At 43.5% G+C, this 22,314-nt stretch carries 17 protein-coding genes and 3 pseudogenes; 12 read left to right on the forward strand and 8 right to left on the reverse strand.

Annotation, left to right across the window (positions count from 1 at the left end; translation table 11 throughout):
- The first annotated feature begins 389 nt into the window (after positions 1-389).
- The 7 genes and pseudogenes from BM213_RS03720 to BM213_RS03750 all read left to right on the forward strand — a co-directional run bounded on the left by BM213_RS03720 (position 390) and on the right by BM213_RS03750 (position 9,066).
- Positions 390-758, forward strand: coding sequence for an ArsR/SmtB family transcription factor (locus BM213_RS03720; RefSeq protein ID WP_091701044.1), 369 nt, complete (start codon positions 390-392; stop codon positions 756-758).
- Positions 751-2,889: a heavy metal translocating P-type ATPase gene (locus BM213_RS03725; protein ID WP_091701047.1), complete on the forward strand. Its 2,139-nt coding sequence runs from the start codon at positions 751-753 to the stop codon at positions 2,887-2,889. The genes BM213_RS03720 and BM213_RS03725 overlap by 8 nt, the downstream gene beginning before the upstream one ends.
- Before the next feature lie 162 nt (positions 2,890-3,051).
- Positions 3,052-4,166: pseudogene (locus tag BM213_RS03730) on the forward strand (ISL3 family transposase).
- 139 nt (positions 4,167-4,305) lie between these two features.
- On the forward strand, positions 4,306-5,289 hold the full coding sequence (locus BM213_RS03735; RefSeq protein ID WP_091701049.1) for a TAXI family TRAP transporter solute-binding subunit: 984 nt from the start codon (positions 4,306-4,308) through the stop codon (positions 5,287-5,289).
- Positions 5,290-5,355: 66 nt separating this feature from the next.
- A complete protein-coding gene (locus BM213_RS03740; protein ID WP_091701052.1) occupies positions 5,356-5,868 on the forward strand; it encodes a DUF1850 domain-containing protein in 513 nt (170 codons plus the stop codon).
- Positions 5,858-7,798 (forward strand): TRAP transporter permease, encoded by a 1,941-nt coding sequence (locus tag BM213_RS03745; protein ID WP_091701055.1) that lies wholly within the window; start codon positions 5,858-5,860, stop codon positions 7,796-7,798. Before BM213_RS03740 ends, BM213_RS03745 begins: the two co-directional genes overlap by 11 nt.
- A 368-nt stretch (positions 7,799-8,166) precedes the next feature.
- On the forward strand, positions 8,167-9,066 hold the full coding sequence (locus tag BM213_RS03750) for a DMT family transporter (RefSeq protein ID WP_091701058.1): 900 nt from the start codon (positions 8,167-8,169) through the stop codon (positions 9,064-9,066).
- Positions 9,067-9,077: 11 nt separating this feature from the next.
- On the opposite strand, the gene BM213_RS03755 is transcribed toward BM213_RS03750, so the two are convergent.
- From BM213_RS03755 to BM213_RS03765, 3 genes are all read right to left on the reverse strand, one after another.
- Positions 9,078-9,380 (reverse strand): AzlD domain-containing protein, encoded by a 303-nt coding sequence (locus tag BM213_RS03755; protein WP_091701061.1) that lies wholly within the window; start codon positions 9,378-9,380, stop codon positions 9,078-9,080.
- Complete coding sequence (locus tag BM213_RS03760; protein WP_091701064.1) at positions 9,370-10,059, reverse strand: AzlC family ABC transporter permease; 690 nt, start codon at positions 10,057-10,059, stop codon at positions 9,370-9,372. The genes BM213_RS03755 and BM213_RS03760 overlap by 11 nt, the downstream gene beginning before the upstream one ends.
- A 222-nt stretch (positions 10,060-10,281) precedes the next feature.
- Complete coding sequence (locus tag BM213_RS03765) at positions 10,282-10,611, reverse strand: helix-turn-helix domain-containing protein (RefSeq protein ID WP_091701161.1); 330 nt, start codon at positions 10,609-10,611, stop codon at positions 10,282-10,284.
- Between the two features lie 338 nt (positions 10,612-10,949).
- On the opposite strand from BM213_RS03765, the gene BM213_RS03770 reads away from it, so the two are divergent.
- From BM213_RS03770 to BM213_RS03780, 3 genes and pseudogenes are all read left to right on the forward strand, one after another.
- The gene (locus BM213_RS03770; protein ID WP_143091170.1) at positions 10,950-11,960 is read left to right on the forward strand and encodes an asparaginase; all 1,011 of its coding nucleotides are present in this window, start codon (positions 10,950-10,952) and stop codon (positions 11,958-11,960) included.
- Positions 11,961-13,385: an aspartate ammonia-lyase gene (aspA, locus tag BM213_RS03775; protein ID WP_091701069.1), complete on the forward strand. Its 1,425-nt coding sequence runs from the start codon at positions 11,961-11,963 to the stop codon at positions 13,383-13,385. It abuts the gene before it with no gap.
- A gap of 28 nt (positions 13,386-13,413) precedes the next feature.
- Positions 13,414-14,828 (forward strand): annotated as a pseudogene (locus BM213_RS03780) (NAD-dependent malic enzyme).
- A gap of 92 nt (positions 14,829-14,920) precedes the next feature.
- On the opposite strand, the gene BM213_RS03785 reads toward BM213_RS03780, so the two are convergent.
- The 3 genes from BM213_RS03785 to BM213_RS03795 all read right to left on the reverse strand — a co-directional run bounded on the left by BM213_RS03785 (position 14,921) and on the right by BM213_RS03795 (position 18,892).
- Positions 14,921-16,597 (reverse strand): ABC transporter permease, encoded by a 1,677-nt coding sequence (locus BM213_RS03785; protein WP_425265907.1) that lies wholly within the window; start codon positions 16,595-16,597, stop codon positions 14,921-14,923.
- A 25-nt stretch (positions 16,598-16,622) separates the two neighbouring features.
- A complete protein-coding gene (locus BM213_RS03790) occupies positions 16,623-17,696 on the reverse strand; it encodes an extracellular solute-binding protein (protein ID WP_091701074.1) in 1,074 nt (357 codons plus the stop codon).
- Positions 17,697-17,836: 140 nt separating this feature from the next.
- Entirely contained in the window at positions 17,837-18,892 is a 1,056-nt protein-coding gene (locus BM213_RS03795; RefSeq protein WP_091701077.1) for an ABC transporter ATP-binding protein, read from the reverse strand.
- Positions 18,893-19,206: 314 nt separating this feature from the next.
- Between BM213_RS03795 and BM213_RS03800 the strand changes: the two genes are divergently transcribed.
- Both BM213_RS03800 and BM213_RS03805 read left to right on the forward strand, forming a co-directional pair.
- Positions 19,207-20,289: an N-acetyltransferase DgcN family protein gene (locus BM213_RS03800; RefSeq protein WP_244149177.1), complete on the forward strand. Its 1,083-nt coding sequence runs from the start codon at positions 19,207-19,209 to the stop codon at positions 20,287-20,289.
- On the forward strand, positions 20,286-21,386 hold the full coding sequence (locus BM213_RS03805) for an alanine/ornithine racemase family PLP-dependent enzyme (protein ID WP_091701082.1): 1,101 nt from the start codon (positions 20,286-20,288) through the stop codon (positions 21,384-21,386). The genes BM213_RS03800 and BM213_RS03805 overlap by 4 nt, the downstream gene beginning before the upstream one ends.
- Here the strand turns inward: BM213_RS03805 and BM213_RS03810 are convergent.
- Both BM213_RS03810 and BM213_RS03815 read right to left on the reverse strand, forming a co-directional pair.
- Positions 21,323-21,961: pseudogene (locus BM213_RS03810) on the reverse strand (transposase); the annotation flags it as partial. The gene BM213_RS03805 and the pseudogene BM213_RS03810 sit on opposite strands and share 64 nt — an antisense overlap.
- 17 nt (positions 21,962-21,978) lie before the next feature.
- Positions 21,979-22,269, reverse strand: coding sequence for a hypothetical protein (locus BM213_RS03815; protein WP_091701084.1), 291 nt, complete (start codon positions 22,267-22,269; stop codon positions 21,979-21,981).
- Positions 22,270-22,314: the final 45 nt, after the last annotated feature.

The following is a 22,314-nucleotide window of genomic DNA, read 5'->3' on the forward strand; positions in this document are numbered from 1 at the left end:
TTTCGCGAAGAAACATTCGCCCAGTCTTTTTGTATCACAAGAAGCATCGTTTCCACACTGACGAAACACGAAAAAAACGTGTGGGATTCGTTATGTCTTCTGTTGACAGGCGAAAAGCTCGATCGTGTTCTTTCTACCACTTAGGGTATTTTCTATTACGGGGATGCCCTATTTGTGTTGCGCTTCTTTACATACTACTATCGGAGTGAATAGTTACAATAGAATTTTTTGATGTAGCTAATTAAATGAATCGCACGGTAAATATTGGGTTGATTTTTTTAAATTCCATTCTTTTTTTGTTTTTAATTCAAATAAATATTTGAATAATAAAAGAAATGGGGTATAATATATTCAAACGGAAATTTGAATATGAAAGGGGGGGATAATGAATGAGTAAGAAAGATACATGTGAAATTTATTGTTATGACGAAGAAAAAGTCAATCGAATACAAGGGGAATTGCAAAAAGAAGATATATCCAGTGTTGTCCTGTTGTTTAAAGCACTGGCAGATGAAAATAGGGCAAAAATTGTCTATTCACTTTGCCAAGATGAAGAGTTATGTGTATGTGATATTGCTAATATCATCGGGGCTTCTGTTGCAACCACTTCCCATCATTTACGCACCCTTTATAAACAAGGGATTGTAAAGTATCGAAAAGAAGGAAAGCTAGGATTTTATTCGCTGGATGATGACCATATTAAGCAGTTAATCATGATTGCGTTAGTACATGATAAAGAGGTGAAAGTCCGTGTCTGAACAACAAGCAAAATTATCTGAGAAAGAAATGAAAACCTACCGTGTTCAAGGATTTACTTGTGCAAACTGTGCGGCAAAGTTTGAAAATAATGTAAAAGCATTGCCAGGTGTTCGAGATGCTAAAGTAAACTTTGGAGCATCTAAAATTACCGTTTGGGGTACAACAACCATCGAAGAATTAGAAAAAGCAGGAGCCTTTGAAAACTTAAAGGTTCGGGAAGATAAAGAAAAAGCAGTCAAGCGTGAACCTTTTTGGAAGCAAAAAGAGAATATTAAAGTGTACATTTCCGCCGTTTTGCTTGTGATTAGTTGGTTTCTAGGGATGCAATACGGAGAAGAGCATATCTTTGCGGCAATTGGATATGCTGCAGCAATTTTAATCGGTGGATATTCGTTATTTATAAAAGGTTTCAAAAACCTAGTTCGATTGAATTTTGATATGAATACGCTGATGACAGTGGCGATTTTAGGAGCTGCAGCGATTGGTGAATGGGGAGAAGGTGCAACGGTTGTTATTCTATTCGCCATTAGCGAAGCCTTAGAGCGTTATTCCATGGATAAAGCTCGTCAATCCATTGAATCGTTGATGGATATTGCTCCAAAAGAAGCATTAATTCGTCGCGGAAATGAAGAAATGATGGTCCCTGTTGACGATATTCAAGTCGGAGATATTATGATCGTAAAGCCTGGTCAGAAATTAGCGATGGATGGAATCGTCATCAAGGGTACATCTACATTAAATCAGGCTGCCATTACGGGAGAAAGTGTTCCAGTAACCAAAACAGTCGGTGATGAAGTCTTTGCAGGAACATTGAATGAAGAAGGGTTATTGGAAGTAAAAGTGACAAAACGAGTGGAAGATACAACTCTTTCGAAAATCATCCATTTAGTGGAAGAAGCTCAAGCAGAACGGGCACCTTCTCAAGCGTTTGTAGATCGTTTTGCCAAATACTATACACCAGCCATTATCATTTTTGCTCTTTTACTAGCCGTTATTCCTCCATTATTTATGGGTGCTGATTGGAGCGAATGGATTTATCGAGGTCTAGCTGTATTAGTGGTTGGTTGTCCGTGTGCGTTGGTTATTTCCACGCCTGTTTCGATTGTAACTGCCATTGGAAATGCAGCGAAAAACGGGGTGCTAATTAAAGGTGGTATTTATTTAGAGGAAGCAGGAAACTTAAAAGTGATTGCTTTTGATAAAACAGGAACATTAACAAAAGGTATTCCTTCCGTCACCGATGTGGTCACTTATAATGGCAATGAAAATGAACTAATGACCATTACAGCAGCCATTGAAAAAGGCTCACAACATCCACTTGCTTCCGCCATTATAAGAAAAGCAGAAGAAGATGGATTGAATTTTAAGGATGTATCGGTTGAAGAATTCCAATCCATTACAGGTAAAGGGGTCAAAGCCAAAGTAAATAACGCAATGTATTATGTCGGAAGTCCAGGTCTTTTTGAAGAACTTCTTCCAAATGGCATCCAATCAGAAATAAAAGAACAAATTACAACCCTTCAAACACAAGGGAAAACGGTCATGATATTAGGGACGGAAAAAGAAATTCTGGCGTTAATTGCCGTGGCAGACGAAATAAGAGAATCATCCAAAGAGGTTATTCGAAAACTTCATCAAGTCGGTATTGAAAAAACGGTAATGTTGACAGGGGATAACCAAAGAACAGCCGAAGCCATCGGAAAACAAGTCGGCGTTTCCGATATTAAAGCCGATTTACTTCCAGAAGATAAACTGAATTTCATCAAAGAGCTTCGTGACAAGCATCAAAGCGTGGCGATGGTTGGAGATGGTGTGAACGATGCACCAGCTCTTGCAGCTTCAACCGTTGGTGTGGCAATGGGTGGTGCTGGAACCGATACAGCCCTAGAAACAGCCGATATTGTCTTAATGTCTGATGATTTAAGCAAATTGCCATATACGATTAAATTGAGCCGCAAAGCTTTAGCGATTATTAAGCAAAACATTACTTTCTCTTTAGGGATTAAGGCATTGTCATTACTGTTAATTGTGCCTGGTTGGTTAACGCTATGGTTAGCGATATTTGCGGATATGGGAGCAACATTACTCGTAACATTAAACAGCATGCGATTGCTAAAAGTTAAAGAATAGGCTCTTCACCACAAGTTGTACTTGATCATTTAAGGTAGGTGTGCATAGAGGGTACAAAAAATGCGAATTTTCCTGTATGGTAAAGGTGACCAAACCGAACCATGGAGGGAAATTCGCATGTACTCTCAATTTATCAAAGAACTCATCGATTGACCAGATGTTTTGATTCAAAAGGTGCGAAAAGAAGGGGAACGTTGGATTTTCGAACTTTCTCTACCCGAACAATGCCCGTTATGTCCTGTCTGCTTGAAGCGCACGATCAAAATGACAGACAAAAAGAAGCAATGGATGCATGGCTATGCTCAGCGAATCGGAATTTTTTGGATCGAACTTCCTGTCGAGCGCAGACGTTGTAGCACGTGTGGCGTGACGTTCAGCACGTCGTATCCAGCCATCTCTCCTCGAAGTGTGGCGACGGATGCTTTTCAGCGATGGGTCGCGCAATCTTGCATCGGAACATCCATTCAGGCGGTGGCTCGTATGCTCAAGCTTCCTTACACGACCGTTGAACGATGGTTTTATACCCATGCCCCTTCCTTCCTATCGAATGACGTCCAACCAAAGGCGGTTTGTGTCGATGAGTTTGCTTTTCGAAAAGGGCACGACTATGGAGTGGCGATCATGGATGCCGAAACGGGAGAAGTGTATGCCATGGAAGCAGGAAAGAACGAGGAAGCCATTGGGCGTGCATTGGCTCATGTATCTCGTTCCGTTCAGTATGTCGTGAGTGACTTGGCTCCAGCGATGAAAAAAGCGATTCAACGGGTTTGCCCAGAGGCGACATCCATGTCATTCAGCTGTTTACCGATGCGTTAGAACGTTGTCGCAAATATTTGGGCAAAGGAGGCAAGAAACACGGAAATGTTCGTTCCGTTTGCCGTTTATTGAGCCAATGCCCAGAGAAATTGACGGAGGAAGAACGTCAAATCATACGAGAATGGTGTAAGGAAAGCGATTACTTAAAGTCTGTTTACCAATCGCTCCAACATGTTCGCTATGTGTTCAAAAGCAAAGATGAGCAACAGGCGAAACGACGCTTGAAGGCTTGGATTCATCGGTATTTGTTTTGTCCTTGTTCCGTTGTTCGTGCCATCGCAAAATCACTCGTCAAACGAACAGACGAAATGATATCGTGCATTTTATCCCATTATTCGAATGGGAAGATGGAGGGAACGAATAACAAGATCAAGCTGATGAAACGTCGGGGATACGGATACCGAAATATCCAGCGTTTTGCACTGCGGGTTCGGCTGGAAACAGCTAACATACTTTCATGACAGGTGCAAGTACATCTTTTGGTGATGAACCAAATTTCCGATAATTTGGAAAAAAATAAAAAATGATTTGACATGTTTCTAGTAGCTTATGATATGATAGTGCTGTGACTTTTGAAATAGAAAAGAAGGGGTGGTTATGATGAGAAAGTTACGTAGCAGTATGTTGTTTGTCGTGTTGTTAGCATTTACAATGATTGTTACGGCATGTAACGGGGGGAACGAGCAAGGAAGTAGCGGAGGAGAGAAGGAGAAAGTCAAAAGCATTAGCATTTTAACAGGTGGTACAGGTGGTACATATTATCCGCTCGGTGGGGCGATGGCGAGCATCATTCAAGAGGAAACAGGAATTAACGCGAATGCTCAATCTTCAGGTGCTTCTGCGGAAAATATGAACACGTTAAAACAAGGAGAAGCGGAGGTGGCGTTTGCACAAACAGATATCGCTTCTTACGCATTGAATGGGGAATTAATGTTTGAAGGAAATAAAGTGGAAAACGTGCAAGCGATCGGTACGCTTTATCCAGAAACAGTTCAAATCGTGACGCTCAAAGGTAGCGGCATCGAATCAGTTGAAGATTTAAAAGGAAAGAAAGTATCGATTGGTGCCCCAGGGTCTGGAGTTAGCGCAAACGCACAACAAATTTTAGAAATTCACGGCATCTCTTTAAACGACATTAAAGTACAAAACTTATCTTTTGATGAGTCTGTTGACGGCATTCAATCAGGCAGCATCGATGCGGCGTTCGTTACAGCTGGTACGCCAACCGGTGCAGTTGAAGCGTTAGCTGCTCAAAAAGAAGTGAAAATTATACCGATTTCTGCTGAGAAAGTGAAACAATTGATTGAAAAATATCCGTTCTACGCGGAAGATACAATTCCTGCTGGTACGTATGGAATTGATTCAGACGTTACAACTGTGGCAGTTAAAGCGATGCTTGTTGCTCGCAAAGACTTAGATGAAGAGACAGTATACAATATTACAAAAGCTATTTTTGAAAACACAGATAAAATTACGCATGCGAAAGGAAAGCTAATTAAAGCTGAAACAGCGCTTGATGGCATCGGCAACATTCCGTTGCATCCAGGAGCCGAAAAATACTTTGCTGAAAAAGGCGTAAAATAACGGAAATGCGATGATAGACCGACGTTGCTCGGTCTATCGTTTCGTTTTGTTTAAAGGTGAATGGTGATGTCTTTGCTAAAACGTTTCTTTTTTTTGCCCCTGTTCATCATCCTTGCTTGCTTGTTCTTCTTTCCTTATAAGCAAGTAATTGCGTTTTATTTCGAAGATTCCGATCGTCTTATCGCATTTTTTCCGATCGCTGAATCGCAAACGTTTCAAATCGTTTATACACATTCAATTCATTTCACCGATGTTGTCGAAACATATACGATATTCGAAAAAGAACTCGTACTTACAGAGTTGATGTATGAGAACTTTGCGGTTGGAATGCCATCGAATGCGGAAGGGGATGAAGTGTTCGAACAAAGAGACGGGAAGTACGTCATTACAAATATGAACCGTCGCTTTCAGACGATTGATCTCCGCATCGGCCAAGTTCGGGCCAATCATCGCCTCATCTACAAAGGAAAAGAAGTTGTGCTCGGTGAGAAAATCGGTTATGGCAAGTGGGTGAGAATCGTTCCAACTCGAATCAGTTTATGGCAACAGTTGAAAGGAGTGAACATCATTGACGAATGAGAAGGTTGACGTATTATCAGCTGAGGAACAGCAAAAAATATTAGAAAAATACGATCCTGAATCGAATACGCGCAAATTGACAGGGGTTTTTCAAAAAGTTGTATTTGCGGGATTGTTAGCTTTTTCACTATTTCAGTTGTATACGGCTATTTTTGGCGTCTTTACTGCGCAAATTCAACGTTCCATTCACTTAGGATTTGCGTTAGCCCTCATTTTTCTTTTATTTCCTGCTCGGCGCGGAAAAAGAAAGAGCGGGAAACTTCAAGTAGCATGGTACGACATCGTGCTCGCTTTATTAAGTATTTACGTCGGTTTATATTGGCCGCTCCATATTGATAAGATCGTCATGCGTGTCGGCATGTTATCCGATCAAGATTTTTACACAGGCGTTTTGGCAGTTTTGCTTGTGTTAGAAGCGACGCGTCGCGCGGTCGGTTTGCCGATTACCATAATCGCGACCTTATTTTTACTGTACGGTTACTTTGGAGAAATGATGCCGGGCTTTTTGCGTCATAGCGGTTTGAGTTTGCAGCGTCTCGTGCAAACGATGTTTTTTACGACGGAAGGAATTTTAGGAACGCCATTAGGTGTATCGTCGACATTTATTTTCCTCTTCTTATTGTTTGGTTCGTTCCTCGTGAAAACCGGTGTTGGGCAATATTTCAACGATTTAGCAGTGGCGATTGCCGGTCGGAGCACAGGAGGACCGGCAAAAGTAGCCATCTTCTCTAGTGCGCTACAAGGAACGATTAGCGGAAGTTCTGTCGCAAACGTTGTGACGTCAGGGTCTTTTACAATTCCGATGATGAAAAAGCTCGGCTATAAGAAAGAGTTTGCCGGAGCGGTTGAGGCCGCAGCGTCAACAGGTGGGCAGTTGATGCCGCCAATTATGGGAGCGGCAGCGTTTCTTATGGTCGAGTTTATCGGTGGCGGGCTCACTTATTGGGATATCGCAAAGGCAGCTGCGATTCCTGCGCTTTTGTACTTTGCGGGCATTTGGATTATGACGCACTTTGAAGCGAAGCGCATCGGTTTAAGTGGACTGTCAAAAGAAGAAATGCCAAATCGAAAAGAAGTGTTTAAGAAAATATATTTACTTATTCCGATTGTTTCGGTCATCGTCTTGTTGATGGCTGGTGTGACTGTTACGCATGCGGCGCTATATTCCATCGCTATCGCCATCGTCGTCGGATTTATAAACCGCGACTCGAATATGAAACTTGTCGATATCGTTTATGCGCTTGTAGACGGAGCGCGGACAGCGTTAGGGGTCGCCGCCGCTACTGCAGCTGCCGGAATTATTGTCGGCATCGTGACAAAAACAGGTTTAGGGTTAAAGCTCGCAAACGGATTGCTTGATATTGCAGGAGGGCATTTATTGCCGACGTTATTTTTAACGATGATTGCGGCGATCGTTTTAGGAATGGGATCGCCAACGACAGCGAACTATGTCATTACGTCAACGATTGCTGCACCGGCAATTATTTTACTCGGTGTTCCTGATTTATCGGCTCATTTATTCGTGTTTTATTTTGGGATTATTGCAGATATTACTCCTCCGGTGGCGCTCGCAGCTTTTGCGGCAGCGGGAGTATCGGGGGGAGAACCGCTCCGTACCGGAGTTCAATCGGCGAAGTTGGCGATTGCGGCGTTCATTATTCCGTACATGTTCGTCTTATCCCCACAGCTGCTTATGATTGATACAACGATGACCGAGTTAGTTTGGGTTGTTTTTACAGCTATCATAGGGATGGTTTCGATCGGTGCAGGGATGGTTGGATATTGGATGCGCAGTTTGCATTGGATTGAGCGAGTCGTTGCGGTTGGCGGCGGTGTGATGCTCATTAACCCGACTGTTTGGTCAGATGTCATCGGTCTTGGCAGTTTTGTAATTTTACTTGTTTTACAATTCGTTTGGAAACGAAAATAGCTAGCTTACAACTGAAGAAAACAACAGAAAGTCAGCGTATGGTACGCTGACTTTTTCTATTGATTGGAAGTAACAAGAGTATATACATAAAATTCATTATTTTTAATCAAAAACATAATAAAGGAAAAGTTCGTCAACGATTTTATTCAAGCTTGGGTGAAAGTGATGAACGCTGACCGCTTTGACTTAAAACGAAAAAAGCAAAACAAACAACAAACGATGTCTAAACGATCATGATATGTCAGCTGTCGTCGAAACAATCGGCGGCAGCTTTTTCTATGTGCCATATTTGGAAAGATGAAAATAAAGTAAAATAAAAGATGAATAGAAGGTGGTAACGACTTGTAGAAAAAGAAGGGGAAAGAAGGATGAGACAAACGTTTCTCGGTTCGTTGTATTTATCGCTCGCGGCTAGCATTTGGGGTGGGATGTATGTCGTGAGTAAATATGTGCTCGATTATGTTCCACCCTTTACGCTCGTATGGCTTCGTTATGCGATCGCGTTTTTTGTATTATGGATGATTTTACGGCTAAAGCGCATCCCGATGCCGAAAGGAAAAGACGATTGGAAGCAGATCATACGTATCGGCATCGTCGGATATGTTGTTTCGATTTCACTCCAGTTCGTCGGGACGAAATGGTCGGATGCGCACACCGCGTCGCTCATTACGTCAGCAACCCCTGCGTTTATCGTCATTTTCGCTCGCTGGCTGTTGAATGAAACGGTGACGCCGCGAAAACTAAGCGCCCTTTTACTAGCAACGGTCGGAGTTGTTGTGATCGTTGGCTGGAGCGGAGGGGAGACGACGTCGTTTTTCGGGAACGTGCTACTCGTCGGAGCTGCGGTGACGTGGGCGCTTTTGTCTGTGCTCGTCAAAATGGCATCTGCGCGCCTTTCCGTATTAGTGATGACGACATACGCGATTTTTGTCGCCCTCATTGGCACAACGCCGATGATGGTATGGGAATGGCTAGAACGGACGTCACAAACGTTTTCGTTTTCGGTCGTGCTCGGGATTTTTTATCTCGGGATCGTGTCGACGGCAGGAGCGTTTTTTCTTTGGAATAAAGGGATGGAAATGATGGATGCGGGCGTCGGTTCACTCTTTTTCTTTTTCCAGCCACTTGTCGGTTCTTTATTCGGTTGGCTTTTTTTACATGAACAATTGCGCCTATCTTTTTGGATTGGGGGGGTGTTCATTATCATCGGGGTCGTCATTGCTGTTTTCGAGAAAAAAGAAAGAAACAGTCAGCGCCTCACACGCTGACTTTTTTCATGTCACACTGTCGTATATACCGTTAGCACGAGGACGGATATCAAGACGACGCCCGTGATGTTGACGCCGAGCCAAGAAGCAACGACAGCGCTTGTAAAACCAAAGATGCCAAACCACGGATCGTCTTGAATAAGAAATATACCCGGAATGATTAATGCGCCAAGCGTGGCGTATGGGACGTTTCGCAATACACCGCGCCAAAACGGCGGCAATTCGATGCGATGAAACAACGTTAATGGCAACATGCGCGGAATGTATGTCACAAGCCCCATGCCGAGAATGATAAGAAAAATGTTACTGTGCATATTCCGTCTCCTTTCCTTTTTCTACAACCCATTGAATACATATAGCGGAAATGATTGTAGAGATGACGATCGCCCATCCTTTCGGGACGTTGAGCCATAATAAAAGCACGCAGTTGATAGCACCAGCGCAAACGGCGAGCCATAGCGCTTTCCGTTCTGTTTTGACGGCAGGAACTAACAAGCCGACAAACATCGCATACAAGGCGACAGATAAGCTCACTTGCACACTTTCAGGTAAATAAGCGCCGACGATATGCCCGATCGCAGAGTTGATTACCCAACTGCTGTAGGAAATGAAAATGAGTCCGAACATGTATGAAGCAGAAACGGTGCCTTGTTTCATCGAGGCGACCGAAAACGTTTCGTCTGTAATGCCAAATGCGTATAGCGCTTTTTTCCATAGCGAATCGTTTTCTGCTTTTTCATTGAGCGATGCGGACATTAAAAAATGACGAATGTTTAAAATAAACGTCGTTAAAATGATTTCAAACGGACCGGTGCCAAGAGATAGTAAGTTGAGCGAAATGTACTGCGCCGCCCCCGCAAATACAATCATGCTCATAAGCGTCGTGTCCATAAGTGATAGCCCTGTTGATTTCGCTAATAAACCGAACGTCAGCGCAACAGGCGCATATCCGATCGCGATGGCGACTCCTGATTTTATACCGTGCCGAAACATATGTATCCCCCCCTTCTTTTGTATTTTCATAAAATTTTTTCTATTTTGCAAGGGCGAGATGATTAGTATGAAAAAAACGATGAATGCGTCATGATTCATATGAACCGACAGAGGAAGAGGAAAAAAGCTAGGAAGACGAACTGGTGCTCACAGAGGAAGCACGTCACGTGTTGCGCCGCATGTTACAGTTGGATATGTAATTGGATAGGCGTTGTATGGCGCCTATTTTTTATTTTCGATGTCGCGTTTTGCGCGGATGAAGGCGATGAGTTGAATGATTTCGTCTTCCGTCACGGCTTCACCGTCTACTGTCAGTCGAACCGTCGGGCGAGTGAGCTCAATCGACGGTTGTTCCTCGTCTGTTGCCCCGAGTAAGTAGTCTGTCGTTGTGCCAAACAACGTTGCCAGCTCCTTGACCGCTTCGAGCGACGGCTGGCGATAACCGGACTCATAGCCGGCGTATGTGCTTTTTGCGATATTGAGTTGATCGGCAATATATTGCAACGACCATTGCCTCTTTTTTCGCAATTCCGATAATCGTTTAGAAATCATCATGTTTCTCCCCCTTATTGTTGTTCGCGAAATGAATAAAAACACTTGTTATTTTCTTTTTTTCTGAATATAATTGAAGTGAATGTACGCGAATCGCGAACGAATGTATTTATAGTTTACAATACACGACACAAAGAATACAATAGATGACTTAAAATCGCCATATTTGAGGTAAGGACGGTAAACGTATCGCACAAGGAATAAATTATAGATATGTCCAAGTCATTCAGCGATTTGACGGATATGCTTATAGAAAGGAGGAAGCGGAACTTGCATAAGGCGCAATTCCTCCCCGTGCCTAAAGGCAGGGGCTTCCTTGCGTAAGTTTCGTGACGATAATGAAAAACATTTTGTTGCTTGCGACAGGTGGTACGATTGCTTCCGTGCCGAGCGAAGAAGGGCTTACACCAAAGCTGACGGCACAGGAGCTGACGAGCTACATTACGATTGAAAATCAGCCGTATCATTTAGATAGCCAAATTTTAATGAACATCGACAGCACGAACATGCAGCCAGAACATTGGCGAGACATTGCGGAGGCGATTTATGAGCAATACGATCGTTATGACGGCTTTGTCGTCACACACGGGACAGATACGATGGCGTATACGGCAGCTGCGTTATCATATATGCTTCAAAACGTGAATAAGCCGATTGTATTGACTGGCTCTCAAGTGCCGATCGGCTTTCCGAAAACGGATGCGAAAAAAAATATACACGATGCGCTTCGTTTTGCGTGCGAAGATGTGAGTGGGGTGTTTGTCGTTTTCGATGGGCGCGTTATTTTAGGTACGCGGGCAGTAAAAATGCGGACGAAAAGCTATGATGCGTTCGAAAGCATTAACCATCCGTACGTCGCTTACATTCATCACGATCGCATCAATTATCAATACGAACTGCCAAAGCCGAGCGGCGAGTTGCAATTTGATACGTCGCTTTGCCCGGACGTGTTTTTACTGAAGCTTCATCCGGGCACGAAGCCAGAAATATTTGATTACATTCGCCACTTATACCGCGGTGTGATTATCGAAAGTTTCGGAAGCGGGGGCGTGCCGTTTCAAGGGCGCAACTTGCTGCCGAAAATCAAAGAATTGATCGACGACGGAAAAGCGGTCGTCATTACGACGCAATGTTTAGAGGAAGGAGAAGACTTAACATTATATGAAGTTGGGCGGAAAGTGGCGCAAAACACAGTTATTTTATCAGGCGATATGAACACGGAAGCGATTGTACCGAAGCTCATGTGGGCGTTAGGGAAAACGACGAATGTGCTTGACGTAAAAAAGATAATGGAAACACCGATTGCCAATGATATGACAGAAAAAGAAGGGGAAAGTTGGGATGCATAAATGATGCAAACGAAAGCAGTACGAATCGAACGCGATTTGCTTGGTGAAAAAGAAATTCCGTACGATGCTTATTATGGCATTCAAACGATGCGTGCGGCCGAAAATTTTCCGATTACAGGGTATCGTCTTCACCGCGAGCTCATTCAAGCGATGGCGACCGTAAAAAAAGCGGCGGCGCTCGCGAATATGGAAACAGGTCAACTTCCGCGGCGCATCGGTGAAGCGATCGTAAAAGCGGCAGATGAAATTATCGCAGGACAATGGCACGATCAATTTATCGTCGACCCGATTCAAGGTGGCGCAGGAACGTCCATCAACATGAACACAAACGAAGTGATCGCGAATCGCGCACTTGAATGGCTGGGAGAGCGAAAAGGAAGTTACCATATCATTAGCCCAAACACGCACGTCAACATGTCACAATCGACAAACGATGTGTTTCCGACTGCCATTCATATTGCAGTGCTGAAGATGATCGATCAACTGCTTCAAACGATGAAACATATGCAGGACGTGTTCGCCGATCAGGAGAAACGGTTTGACCACATCATTAAACACATCATTAAAATGGGACGAACGCATTTACAAGATGCTGTTCCCATTCGGCTCGGGCAAGAGTTTGAAGCATACCGCCGCGTCGTCGCTCGCGATATGAAGCGCATCGCTCAGTCGCGCCAACATTTGTATGAAGTGAATATCGGGGCGACGGCAGTCGGAACGGGCTTAAATGCTGATCCTGCCTATATTGAACGCGTCATTTTTCATCTCGTTCAGTTGACGCGCTTACCGCTCGTGCGTGCAGCACATCTCGTCGATGCGACGCAAAATACAGATGCTTATACGGAAGTATCAGCTGCGTTAAAAGTATGTATGATCAACATGTCGAAAATCGCGAACGATCTTCGTCTTATGGCGTCTGGCCCGCACGCAGGGTTAGGGGAAATTACGTTGCCTGCCCGCCAGTCGGGGTCGTCCATTATGCCGGGGAAAGTGAATCCGGTCATGGCAGAAGTCGTCAATCAAGTGGCATTTCAAGTCATCGGAAACGATCATACAATTTGTTTAGCGTCAGAAGCTGGTCAGTTAGAATTAAACGTCATGGAGCCTGTGCTCGTTTTTAATTTGCTTCAGTCGCTTCATATGATGGACAACGTATTCCGCGTGTTTACAGACTACTGTTTAGCCGGCATTGAAGCGAATGAAGAACGGTTAAAACAACATGTCGAAAACAGCATCGGCGTCATTACGGCAGTCAATCCGTACATCGGTTATGAAGCGGCGTCGCGCGTGGCGAAAGAAGCGCTACAAACAGGGAAATCGGTGCGTGAATTATGTATCGAGTACGGTTTGTTGAACGAAAAGCAATTAAATGATATTTTAGACCCGTATGCGATGACAAGTCCGGGTATCGCAGGTAAACATTGAAGAAAATGATGAAAAGGAAGGTAACGACATGTCAAGCGGAGCAAACATGCACATCACAGTTCGGTTACAATTTGCGAAAAACGTCGCCTCTTTTAGCGACATCGCCACGGCGATTGGACAAGCTGGCGGTGATATTGTCGGCATCGACGTCATTTCCTCCAGCAAAACGCATACAGTGCGCGATATTACAGTAAGCGTCCTCGACTCGAAACATGCGGATGTCGTCGTCGATACGTTGCGCAAAACGTCTGGCGTGAAAGTCATTCACGTTTCAGATCGGACGTTTTTAATGCATATCGGTGGAAAAATTGAAGTAAAATCGAAAATTCCGATTAAAACGCGCGATGATTTAGCGCGCGTGTACACGCCGGGGGTGGCGCGCATATGTACGGCGATTGCCGAAGATCCAACAAAAGCGTATTCGTTAACGATTAAACGAAATACGGTGGCGGTCATTTCAGACGGAACGGCAGTATTAGGACTTGGGGACGTTGGACCGTATGCGGCGATGCCTGTCATGGAAGGAAAAGCGATGTTATTTAAACAGCTCGCCGGCGTTGATGCGTTCCCGATTTGTTTAGATACGAAAGATACAGATGAAATTGTGCAAATCGTCAAAGCGATCGCCCCGGCGTTTGGTGGTATTAATTTAGAAGATATCGCTGCCCCACGTTGTTTTGAAATTGAAGAGCGGTTAAAACAAGAGTTGGATATTCCTGTATTTCATGATGACCAACACGGTACAGCTGTCGTCTTGCTTGCAGGTTTACTTAATGCGTTAAAAATTGTAGATAAAAAGATTGAAAATATTAAAGTCGTATTAACAGGCATCGGAGCAGCAGGCATCGCTTGCACGAAAATATTGTTGGCGGCCGGTGTGAAAAACATTATCGGCGTAGATCGACAAGGGGCGATTCATCGCGGCGTCCAATATGACAATCCGTATTGGAACGAATATGCAAACATGACAAATCCAGAAAATATAAGCGGTTCGCTTTCAGACGTTATCGCTGGGGCGGACGTATTTATTGGCGTATCCGCACCAGGCATTTTAACGGTAGAAGATGTGAAAAAAATGGCGAAAGATCCGATCGTTTTTGCGATGGCCAACCCTGTTCCAGAAATTGATCCAGAAGTGGCGGAACCGTACGTTCGTGTCATGGCGACAGGCCGATCTGACTATCCAAACCAAATTAATAATGTTCTTTGCTTCCCGGGCATTTTCCGCGGGGCGCTAGATTGCCGCGCCATTGAAATTAACGAAGAAATGAAGCTCGCTGCAGCCGAAGCGATCGCCTCGGTCGTCACAGACGAAGAACTAAGCAAACATACATTATCCCGAGCGTGTTCAACAATAAAGTGGCAGAAAAAGTGCGCGAAGCCGTCATGAAAGCGGCATACAAAACCGGCGTCGCCCGCAAAGACGATATGATGTTCAAGTAAAACATGGCGTCATCGCGCCATGTTTTTTGCATTTTTTTCACATCAAAAAGTCAGCGTGTGAAGCGCTGACTTTTTTTACTATAGGCACTATATTAGTATTTCCTCAACATGTAGCGGAGAGGAATGATAGAGATGAAAATAATGAGCAATGCTGCAGGGGCAGCGAGATGATAAAGTGCTTCAGATGCGTCTACCCAAATTCTTACTGCTAACGTATCAAAACCTGGTGGGCGAAGCATAAGGGTTGCTGGTAGTTCTTTGATTGAACTGACGAAAACGAGGGCACCACCAGCAAGGATTCCCGGCAATATGTTAGGAAGAATAACTGTAAACATGACTTTCCATGGCGGATAGCCGAGACTTCGAGCTGCTTCATCCATTCTAGGCGAAACAAGGCTCAATGAAGCTTCTCCTGCTTGCATCGCTTGAGGGAGAAAACGAACGACGAAAGCAAGAGCTAACATATAGAACGTGTTATATAGCATCGGAATATGATTGTTAAAAATAAAGATGAACCCGAGAGCGACAATGACCCCTGGCAACGCATAACCTGCATAGCTCAATTTATCAATGGCGCTAGATATGACGGAAGGATAGCGCGATTTTAAATAAATGACCGGCAATGCAAGCACCATACAAAGAAGGGAAGCAAATCCAGATACCTTTAAACTATTGAAAGCAAAAATGAAAAAGCGTTCGTTTAAAGCGCCCATCCGAATACCAATGATCGACCAATAAGTTAAAACTGCAATAGGTAAGACGATTGCTAAAGAGAAGATGACAAAAACGAAAAAAATAGCTACTGGCTTCCATTTGCCTAATGACAATATGTCTGGCTCTTTAAAAGAGTTAGACGTTTGATAATACTTATTTTTCCTTCTCGTCCACGATTCCACCCACAAAATAAGAACGGTTAACACGATAAGCACTAAGCTTAAAATAGATGCCGAAGCAGTGTCAAAGCTAGCTCTCTGAAAATAAATAGCGGCTGTAAAAGTAACATAGCGTAACATGGCGATCGCACCAAAATCTGATAACACGTACAAAGAAATCAAAATAGCACCCGCGCCGATAGCAGGGCGAAGGAAAGGTAAGTTGACTTTCCAAAAAATTTGCCATGTACTTAACCCTTGTGAGCGAGCGATTTCTTCAAAGTTTCGATTCATTTTGCGAAGCGATGCGCTAGCAATTAAAAAGACGTATGGGTACGTAAACATCGTTAACACGAAAAAGACGCCCCAAAACGAATATATATTTAAAGGGTACTCCCCAAATGTCCGAACGAGCCAAGGCGTATCTCGCCACACGTCACGCGCCCATCCCGTCGGTCCAAAAACGATAATGTATGTGACTGCTCCCACATAAGGAGGAATGACTAAAGGTAACGCCAATAGCCATTGCCATACTTTTCTTCCGGGTAAGTCTGTCCGAACGACAATCCATGCGAGCGAAACACCAATCGCAAGCGCACAGGCTGTGACAGCGACCGTTAATGATAACGTGTTCCATAATAATTGCGGAATTCGTTCATCGAGTAGACGAGCCCATCGATCTGCCCCTGCAAATAGCGATCGCCAAATGACATAGACGATCGGAATCGACATAATTAAGGCGACGATGAGACCGAATACGAAAAGAATAATCCCCGGGGGATTTCCGTGCCAAATATCCATCCATTTTTTTTGCGATAAACGGCGGAAGGTTAGGGACATACGTTCCCTAACCTGGACATCTTGTTGCTGTGGTACGTGATTATTTTTATTGTTCATCATGTCTTCTCCTCACGCTCTACCGTTATTTCAGTTCGAGATCAAGACCCGCCTTCTCAATTAATGCTTTTGTATCTTCAAAGTATTGACCAAGTTCTTTCAATGGCATGCTTTGAACTTTTAAGTCGCTAATTTTAGTAGCATGTTTATATGGTGGATCCAATTTTGGATTAATTGGCAACTCAAGAGACTCACCAACAAATGCTAATTGATTTTCTTCTTTTAAGAGCCACTCAATGAACGCTTTTGCGTTTGCGGAGTTCGGACCGCCCTTAACAAGCCCAACACCAGCAGCGTTTAAAATGACACCCATTTCACCTTCGCCTTGATCTGGATAGATAAATCCAACGTTATTGTCTGTTGGCTCTTCTAATTGTTGATGGTAGTAGTAGTTGTTTACAAGACCGAATTTAAATTCTCCAGCTCCAACGGCACGACGGATATCTCCGTGACCTTGCATAATGGCCCCTGCATTATTCTTAATTGCTGTAACCCATTGAGACGTCTTTTCATCGCCCCACTCACGACGAAGAGCAGATACGTTTGCGATCATGCTGCCGTTTCCACCACGAGTGATCGCAAACTGTCCAGCCCATTTCGGATCCATTAGCTCTTCCATTGTTTTCGGCATTTCTTCTTCAGAAATTAAATCTTTATTGTAAATAAATCCGCGTGCTCGAACAGATAAAGCAATCCACGCATTGTCTTCGGCGCGGAACTGTGCGTCAATCGTTTCAGCTCCTTTTGCATCAAATCCTTCCAATATGCCTTTCATGCGTAAATATTCGAGAGCACCAACGTCGTTTGAAATAAAAATATCTGCTTGGACATTTCCAGCTTCTTCGATTAACTGCAATGGCTCTACTCCATGTAAGGCTAATACTTCTACACCTGTTTCTTCTTTAAACTTATTAAGCAACGGATCAACAAAGTTTTCATTACGAGATGAGTAGACAACGAGTTTTCCAGTAAGTTTTTGTTCATTTTCTGTATCTCGTTCCGGTTGTGAAGTTTGCTCATTTGAACTGCCGCATGCGGCTGAGAACACGAGCAAGAGTGAAGTGATGACAGATAGCATCAGTTTAAATGGCTTTTTCATTATGTATGTCCCCCTTTAACTTGATTAATATGATAATCATTATCAACACAATATGAAGTATACAGACAGTGAGAATCATTGTCAATAGATTTCAAAAAAAAAAAGCCTCCAGCCATTTTGGTAAGAGGCGAAGGAGACTGTTAATCGACTAGTGCGACGAGTTCAGGGGTAATGTCGAACGATACAACCGACCCAATTTCAACGTCTTGATCGATCGGTGCGTAAATAATGAGTGGATCTTCATCATTTGTTTGAGTTGAAAGGCGAACAAATAATTCTTGATACTCGCCACTGTACGTGATGCGCTCGACGATGCCACAATATTTTCCGTCTTTCGAAAGTCTACAGCCTTCAGGACGAATAGACACTTTCACATTCTCCATACGTCTTTCCAGCCGTCTTGGTAGACAAACTCGACCAATATGCGTATTGACGTGTTTTAAGTCGGGGCAAATTGTTCCATCTAACAAATTTGTTTTCCCGACAAATTGGGCGACAAAGCAGTTTTTCGGACAACGGTACATTTCTTTTGGAGTGGCGACTTGTTGAATAATTCCCTCATTCATAACAACAATTCGATCAGACACAGCAAAAGCATCTTTTTGATCGTGAGTGACGAGAATCGCTGTCGTATTCGTTTGGCGCAAAATGGCTGTTATTTCATGGCGCATTTTCTCGCGCAAACCGGCGTCGAGGCTGCTAAAAGGCTCATCCATAAGCACGACGTTCGGAAACGGAGCTAAAGCTCTGGCGAGAGCTACTCGCTGTTGTTGACCGCCTGAAAGTTCATGAGGATAACGATTGGCGAAATTGCCTAAGCCAACAAGCTCCAATACTTCCTGCGCCCGTTCTTTCCGCTCTTTTGCCGACCATTTATTCAATCCGAACATAATATTTTTTTCAATCGTTAAGTGAGGGAAAAGAGCATAATCTTGAAACACCATGCCGACGCCGCGCTTTTCTGGTGGCAGCGAAAAGTGGTGATTGTAAACGATTTGGTCACCGATGCGGATCATTCCGGCTGTCGGTTGTTCAAACCCAGCAATCATGCGCAAAGTTGTCGTTTTGCCACAGCCGCTCGGTCCGAGTAGCGTAACAATTTCTCCTTTTTCAATTTCAAGATTCATATTATCGACAGCTGGCTTTAATGAACGGTGATATATTTTTGTGACTTGTTGTAGCTGTATGAAGCTCATCGTACCCCTCCAACATGTGCCGATTCCCAAGTGGAAAACATTTTATTGAGAACGCTTTTCATTTTTACTAAACAAAATTGTAGCACATATTTTTCTTTTTGGTCAATTATTTGTCCTGCTTAGTTTGAGTCAAGATTTTTATAGGAAAAAACAATAGCACGTTAGGATCTGGATTTTTTTGTATATACCATTTTACTTTTTCTTTAAAATTTGTTATAATATAAAGTAGAGGACATCTTTCTTTCCGATTATGGTAAAGTAAGATGTTTTTTTCGTGGAAATATTGATTTCACAAAGAAATGGAGGGATTTCTCGTGAAGAAATACGCCATTGTGTATTGTGAACATCAATTTGGTTCCATGGATGGAAAAACAGCGAATGGGCTTGTGCGCGATTCAGGGCTGTATGACATTGTTGCGGTCATTGATTCGACAAAAGCTGGTCAAGATGCTGGAGAGGTACTTGATCAAAAGAAAAATGGCATTCCAATTTGTAAAAATCTTCAAGATGCAATCGCCTCCGCAAAAGAAAAACCGAACTACTTCATCTTAGGAATTGCTCCAGCGAACGCTTTTCTTCAAAAAGAGGAACGTCAAGTGATTATCGAAGCAATGGAAGCAGGGATGCATATCGTGAATCCCCTTCAAGAGTTTTTAACAGAAGATGAAGAAATGATGGCGCTAGCGAAGCGCTACGGAGTCACGATTCGCGACGTTCGCAAGCCGCGTCCGAAAAAAGAATGGACGTTGTTTACCGGACGTATTTTGCAAGTGAAAACACCGATTGTGGCGGTGCTTGGGACAGACGGCGCGTGCGGAAAGCGGACGACAGCGATGATCGTCGCAAAAGAAATGCAAAAGCGCGGCTATAAGACAGCATTTGTTGCCACAGGGCAAACGGGCTTAATTCAAGGAGCTTCATACGGCTTTGCGATGGATGCGTTTCCGCTTCAATATATGATCGGCGAACTTGAACGAGAAGTTGTGCGCGCATATGAAACAGAACGACCGGACATTATTATCGTCGAAGGACAAGGGGCGCTTAGCCATCCGGCTTACGTCAGCTCGGCTGGTATTTTAAAAGGCGCGCGGCCGCAAGCCGTTATTTTACAACATCCACCGAAACGAAAAGTGCTCGGCGATTTTCCGTTTGTCGACATGCCTACGGTCGAAAGCGAAATCGCATTAATTGAACATTTTGGAAAGACGAAAGTTGTAGCGATCACATTAAACCATGAAGGAATGACAGATGACGAACTGAAGCGAACGATTGATGAATATGAACGAACATTCCATATGCCTGTGACTGATGTATTAAAATACGGAGCCGACAAAGTCGTTGATCGTCTCATTGACTATTTCCCATCGTTACAAAAACGTGAGGTGGCGGTGTCATGACGGCGAAAGTCGAAATTGACTTACGGAAAATCCGTCATAATGCCGCAACGTTGAAAAAATGGTGTGAGGAAAAAGGAATACAAGTGACAGCTGTCGTGAAAGGGATAAACGGCGATGTTGAAATTGCCCGCGCTCTTGTTGAGAGCGGTATAACGAGTTTAGCTGATACGAAAGTGGAACGAATCGCCAAACTAAAATCGGCGCAAGTTCCAGCGACGTATATGCTCATTCGCACCTCAGCGTTGAGCGAAGTGAGTCAAGTCGTTCAACATGTCGATGTGAGCGTTCAATCGGAAATGGACGTCGTGCGTGCCATTTCGGCAGAAGCAGTCAAACAAAACAAAACGCATGCGATCATTGTGATGGTCGAGATGGGCGATTTGCGCGAAGGCGTCATGCCGAGCGATTTGCCGCTATTTATTGAACAGGCGGTGCAGTTGCCGAATATTGAAATTGTCGGCATTGGGGCGAACTTTGCCTGCTTTGGCGGCATTATTCCGACCGATCAAAAAATGCGTGAACTTTCCTCGCTCGCGAAGCATATTCAAAAACAATATTCGTTGTTTTTGCCGTACGTATCTGGTGGAAACTCCGCGAACTACTATTGGCTGAAACAGACGAAAGACGTCGGGTGTATTAACCATTTGCGATTAGGCGAGGCGATTTTTTTAGGACGGGAGACGATTCGTGGCGCTGCAATTCAAGGTTTATACGAAGATGCGTTTTGTTTCGTCGCAGAAGTGATTGAAGTAAAAACGAAACCGTCTGTCCCATATGGTGTACAAAGCCGCAATGCATTTGGCGAAACGCCGATATTTCAAGAACGAGGCATGATGAAGCGCGCCATTGTCGGCATCGGCCGCCAAGATGTAAACGTCAATGGATTAACGCCGCTTGCGCCCGTTCAAATCATTGGCTCAAGCAGCGATCATATGATTATTGATGCCACACGTACCGACATTCAAGTCGGCGACCATATTCGCTTTGCGGTCGACTACGGCGCGATGATTTCGCTCATGACGTCCCCGCACGTTCAAAAAACGTATGTACAAACAGATGAAAAAAACGGACGTTTCCCGACAAAAACATCGGCGTAAAAAGCTAGCGTGTTCGGCGCTGGCTTCAGACTGTTGACAAAATGGTTGTAAGGCAACTGCCTCACAACCATTTTGTTCCATTTTGATATTTGTTTTCCTCGATGAACCGACGAAAATAACGACATACATAAGTGAAAAAGAGGGGAGATGCCCATTCTCCATAGGTAGTTTGCTAATTTCTTTAAATTCATCGCAGCACAAACAAGCATCGCCTGCATCTGGTTTCTTTCCAATCCACGGTAATTCGTCCAGCGCAGACCATGCTTCTCTTTCAAATCTGCAAAATTTCGTTCGATTGTCTCTTTTCTCCTCTCATACAATTCTCGATGCTCCGGCACATATCGTAAGTGCTCGTAATCTTGCCAAACATGGCGTGTGACCACTTTCGTGTGGCTTTTGCTTTCTGTGCATTTTTCTAGATAAAGACACGTCTTGCACACAGATGGATTGGATTTATATTCCCGATAACCTTCCCGATTCGTTGTTGAATAAGATAACACTTGGTTATTTGGACAAAGGTAACAATCAAAATGTTCGTCATATGCAAATTCAGATTTCCGAAAGAACCCCTCTTTTATAACCAAAAAGAAGGTTATATCTGTCCAAAATATTTTATATGTATATTTTCCATTTTTGCTACTTCAAACAATAATTTTTTATCAAACTCGTCTTCCAACGGTTTTTCAAGAAAGATAATATCGATTTCATTTAATGGGGAATTAAGTAATTCATAAAATTCATTTCTCTCGTTGAGATTATCTATAAATACTCCTTTTATAACATAGTTTGTTTCTAATTGTTGTATTAAGTTATTTATAAATTCAATTGCTTCTTCCGTCTTTTCTGTTTTTTTTGTTTGGTAATAAATTACGACGTTTGCCACTTGTATCAACCCTTTCTTTTAGGGTATTGTAAAAGGCAACTATGA

The organism is Anoxybacillus pushchinoensis, from assembly GCF_900111795.1.
GTDB lineage: Bacteria > Bacillota > Bacilli > Bacillales > Anoxybacillaceae > Anoxybacillus > Anoxybacillus pushchinoensis.

Excerpts from the sequence above, each read along its gene's own strand:
- BM213_RS03750 (WP_091701058.1), top strand. The coding sequence starts at position 8,167 with ATGAGACAAACGTTTCTCGGTTCGTTGTATTTATCGCTCGCGGCTAGC.
- BM213_RS03790 (WP_091701074.1), bottom strand. The coding sequence starts at position 17,696 with ATGAAAAAGCCATTTAAACTGATGCTATCTGTCATCACTTCACTCTTG.
- BM213_RS03720 (WP_091701044.1), top strand. The coding sequence starts at position 390 with ATGAGTAAGAAAGATACATGTGAAATTTATTGTTATGACGAAGAAAAA.
- BM213_RS03765 (WP_091701161.1), bottom strand. The coding sequence starts at position 10,611 with ATGATTTCTAAACGATTATCGGAATTGCGAAAAAAGAGGCAATGGTCG.
- aspA (WP_091701069.1), top strand. The coding sequence starts at position 11,961 with ATGATGCAAACGAAAGCAGTACGAATCGAACGCGATTTGCTTGGTGAA.
- BM213_RS03740 (WP_091701052.1), top strand. The coding sequence starts at position 5,356 with ATGTCTTTGCTAAAACGTTTCTTTTTTTTGCCCCTGTTCATCATCCTT.
- BM213_RS03755 (WP_091701061.1), bottom strand. The coding sequence starts at position 9,380 with ATGCACAGTAACATTTTTCTTATCATTCTCGGCATGGGGCTTGTGACA.
- BM213_RS03770 (WP_143091170.1), top strand. The coding sequence starts at position 10,950 with ATGAAAAACATTTTGTTGCTTGCGACAGGTGGTACGATTGCTTCCGTG.
- BM213_RS03795 (WP_091701077.1), bottom strand. The coding sequence starts at position 18,892 with ATGAGCTTCATACAGCTACAACAAGTCACAAAAATATATCACCGTTCA.
- BM213_RS03760 (WP_091701064.1), bottom strand. The coding sequence starts at position 10,059 with ATGTTTCGGCACGGTATAAAATCAGGAGTCGCCATCGCGATCGGATAT.
- BM213_RS03805 (WP_091701082.1), top strand. The coding sequence starts at position 20,286 with ATGACGGCGAAAGTCGAAATTGACTTACGGAAAATCCGTCATAATGCC.
- BM213_RS03735 (WP_091701049.1), top strand. The coding sequence starts at position 4,306 with ATGAGAAAGTTACGTAGCAGTATGTTGTTTGTCGTGTTGTTAGCATTT.
- BM213_RS03785 (WP_425265907.1), bottom strand. The coding sequence starts at position 16,597 with ATGAACAATAAAAATAATCACGTACCACAGCAACAAGATGTCCAGGTT.